This is a genomic window from bacterium (genome assembly GCA_030654305.1).
Lineage (GTDB): Bacteria > Krumholzibacteriota > Krumholzibacteriia > LZORAL124-64-63 > LZORAL124-64-63 > PNOJ01.
In genome coordinates, this window is record JAURXS010000071.1 from 1 (window position 1) to 3424 (window position 3424).

The following is a 3424-nucleotide window of genomic DNA, read 5'->3' on the forward strand; positions in this document are numbered from 1 at the left end:
CGCCGCCGCGAGCGCGGCTTCAACCAGGCCGAAGCCCTGGCGCGCGCGGTCGGTGCGGAAGTGGACCGGCCCGTCCGGCCGGAGCTGCTGCGGCGACGGCGCGCGACGTCCCAGCAGGCGCACTTCGCGGGGGACGATCCGCGCCGCCGGCGCAACGTCGCCGACGCCTTCGCGGCGCGGCCGCCGCTGGACGGCCGGACGCGGGTGGCCCTCGTGGACGACCTGGTCACCAGCGGCGCCACGCTGGCCGCGGCCGCCGCGGCCCTGCGCGCCGCCGGCTGGACCGTCGTCTGGTCGGCGGCGGCGGGCGCCGCGCCGGCGGCTCCCGGGGCGGTGCTCTTGACACCTCCGGACGTGGCTCCTAACATCCCTGCCGCGTGGACTGACGGCGGCGGCACAACGGAAGGCGGACGGTGATGCGCAAGATGGGACTGCGGGACCTCGATCTGGCCGGCAAGCGCGTCCTGATGCGGGTCGATTTCAACGTGCCCTTGGACAAGGACGGCGCGATCGCCGACGACACGCGCATCCGCGCCTCGCTGCCGTCCATCCGCCACGTCCTGGACGCCGGCGCGCGCCTGGTGCTGATGAGCCACCTCGGGCGTCCCAAGGGCAAGGTCGTGCCCGAGATGTCGCTGCGCCCCGTGGCGGACCGCCTCGCCGAGCTCCTGCCGTCGCCCGTCCGGTTCGCCGACGACACCGTGGGCGAGTCGGCGCGGTCCCAGGCGTCCCGGCTGAAGCCCGGCGAGACGCTCCTGCTGGAGAACCTGCGCTTCGCCAAGGCCGAGACGGACAACGACCCGGCCTTCTCCCGCGAGCTGGCCGCCTTCGGCGACGTCTACGTCAACGACGCGTTCGGCACCGCGCACCGCGCCCACGCCTCGACGGTCGGGGTGGCCTCGTTCCTCGCGCCGGCCTGCGCCGGCCTGCTCATGGAGACGGAGCTGCACAACCTGGGGCTGCTGCTGCAGGCCCCGCCCCGCCCCTTCACGGCGATCCTCGGCGGGGCCAAGGTGCAGGGCAAGGTCGAGGTCATCGAGCACCTGCTGGACACCGTCGACACGCTGCTGCTGGGCGGCGGGATGATCTTCACGTTCTTCAAGGTCCACGGCCTCGGCGTCGGCGACAGCCTGGTCGACCTCGAGAGCCTGGAGGTGGCGGAGCGGATCCTCGCCAAGGCCGAAACCTCCCGCGCGAAGCTCGTGCTGCCCCAGGACGTCGTGATCGCCGACGACTTCAGCGGCGAAGCGGCGCGGCGCGAGGTGCTGGTGACCGACATCCCCGACGGCTGGCAGGGGCTGGACATCGGGCCGCGGACGATCGTCCGCTTCCGCGACACCATCGACGCGAGTCGCGCCGTGTTCTGGAACGGTCCCGTGGGCGTGTTCGAGATCCCGGCCTTCGCCGCCGGCACCCGGGCGATCGGCGAGGCGGTGGCCGCGGCCACCGGCCGGGGCGCCCACACGGTGGTCGGGGGAGGGGACTCGGTGTCGGCGGTCAACCAGCTGGGACTGGCCGACCGGATCACCCACATCTCGACCGGCGGCGGCGCTTCGCTGGAGTTCATGGCCGGCTGCCGGCTGCCCGGCGTGGAGGCGCTCACCGACGCTTGAACCCGCCCGCCGGGTTGACATCCGCCCCCGGGGATGCTAATTTCCTACGAGCCGCCGGCGGTCCGGTGGCATTTCTTTGTTCGCAACGACCCGCGGGAGAAACGACATGTACGCCTTCTTCATGGTCCTGCACGTGATCGTCAGCCTGCTGCTCTGCGTCGTGGTCCTGCTGCAGTCCGGCAAGAGCGGCGGCCTGGCCGGCGCCTTCGGCGGCGGCGGCGGTCTGCCCCAGCAGATGTTCGGCACGCGCGCGATGGCCACGGCGCTGAACAAGATGACGATCTACCTCGCCGCGGGCTTTTTCCTGACGTCGGCGGTGCTCTTCGGCCTGACGGCCGACCGCACCGCGAAGCGCCCCGGCGGCGCTCCGGTCAGCGAACAGTCGAGCGGTCCCGTCGGCGGTGGCGCTCCCATCACCGACGGCCAGTGAGCTCCTCGCCGCGCGTCGCTCGGGTGGTGGAATTGGTAGACACGCTATCTTGAGGGGGTAGTGGCCACAAGCCGTGCGGGTTCGAGTCCCGCCCCGAGCACCAGCATCCCGGAGGATCGACTTTCGTCGATCCTCCATTTTTTTCGTTGACAGTAGTTTTTAGCCATCTCAATAATGTCCCCGACTGGTTCACGAATTGTCCACGACGTCGACCACGGGACGGGAACCGGACGACGACATCGCAAGGTGGAGCGGACGAGGACGGTCAAGTGATGGGTGACGTGGACGGAGCCAGGTCGGACAATTCGTAGGTCGCTTCAGGGTGCGCCTGGCGACCAAGGGATGGAGTCAGCAAGCGAGGTCAGTTATGGAGGAGAGTCTGAAGCTGGCGGCAGCGACCAAGAAGAAGGCGGCCAAGAAGAAGGTCGCGAAGAAGAAGGTCGCCAAGAAGGTCGCGAAGAAGAAGGTCGCGAAGAAGAAGGTGGCCAAGAAGAAGGTCGCCAAGAAGAAGGTCGCGAAGAAGAAGGTCGCGAAGAAGAAGGTCGCCAAGAAGGCGGCCCCCAAGAAGACGACCGCGAAGCCGACCATGTAGCGGATGCCCTGGCGCAACGGCGCTGGGGAAGAGAAGGACCGCCGCACCCTCGGGTGCGGCGGTCCTTATTTCAGTCGGGGAGTTCGCGCAACCGGTTGCCCGGCATGGGGATGCCGGATCGGTGCCGTCAGTGGACTGGTTTCACGTCGAAGAGCCAGGTCACGCCGACGCTGCCGACGAACGTGGTCACCTGCTGGGCGTAGGTGACCTCCTCGGTCGCGAACGAGAAGGTGGTCGCGGTCCCGCGCAGGTCGATGCGCAGGCTGTCGCCGAGCGGCAGCAGCAGTCCGCCGAAGAGCTGGAAGTAGAGGGCGGTCTTGTCCTCCAGCGTGGAGAAGCGGTTGATGATGCCGCCGAAGCCGGTGCCGAACTGGGGGGTGAGCCCGAGCATCCGGACGGCGCGGGCGTCGTAGACCAGGTTGGCGCCGCCGGTGAAGGAGCGGAAGTCCTCGTCGCGGAAGCCGCCTTCGATGCCCTGGCTCTGGTACAGCTCGTCGGTCCAATGCTGCAGCTCGTCGGCCTCGACCCGGTCGACGGCCAAGCCGTCCTCGTAGCGCAGCAGGGAGATCTCCGCCTTGCTCTTGGCGTAGGAGCCGAAGAGGTCCACGTGGAAGTCTTCGGAGACGTAGAACCCGAGCCTGAGGTTGTACGCCTCGCCGGGCACGATCTTCTTGATGGGGGCGTCGAGGCAGTTCGGACGGCGCTGGATGCCGAGGTCGAGCTCCTGGCCGTTGAACAGCGTCACGGTGTTGGAGCCGGGCGCGACCTGGGCCCGCAGGTCGAGGGTCG

At 69.3% G+C, this 3424-nt stretch carries 5 protein-coding genes and 1 tRNA gene; 5 read left to right on the plus strand and 1 reads right to left on the minus strand.

The window, feature by feature from the left end; genetic code table 11:
• The 5 genes from Q7W29_01795 to Q7W29_01815 all read left to right on the plus strand — a co-directional run.
• The coding region (locus tag Q7W29_01795; GenBank protein ID MDO9170544.1) for a hypothetical protein at positions 1 to 417 on the plus strand (417 nt) is incomplete at its 5' end.
• Positions 417 to 1613, plus strand: a complete 1197-nt coding sequence (locus tag Q7W29_01800) for a phosphoglycerate kinase (protein MDO9170545.1) — start codon at positions 417 to 419, stop codon at positions 1611 to 1613. The genes Q7W29_01795 and Q7W29_01800, both read left to right, overlap by 1 nt.
• A gap of 106 nt (positions 1614 to 1719) precedes the next feature.
• The gene (gene secG, locus Q7W29_01805; protein ID MDO9170546.1) at positions 1720 to 2043 is read left to right on the plus strand and encodes a preprotein translocase subunit SecG; all 324 of its coding nucleotides are present in this window, start codon (positions 1720 to 1722) and stop codon (positions 2041 to 2043) included.
• A 17-nt stretch (positions 2044 to 2060) separates the two neighbouring features.
• Positions 2061 to 2146, plus strand: a tRNA-Leu gene (locus Q7W29_01810).
• Positions 2147 to 2410: 264 nt separating this feature from the next.
• Positions 2411 to 2635, plus strand: coding sequence for a hypothetical protein (locus tag Q7W29_01815; GenBank protein ID MDO9170547.1), 225 nt, complete (start codon positions 2411 to 2413; stop codon positions 2633 to 2635).
• 127 nt (positions 2636 to 2762) lie between these two features.
• Here Q7W29_01815 and Q7W29_01820 read toward each other — a convergent pair.
• On the minus strand, positions 2763 to 3424 hold a 662-nt coding region (locus Q7W29_01820), incomplete at its 5' end, for a hypothetical protein (GenBank protein MDO9170548.1).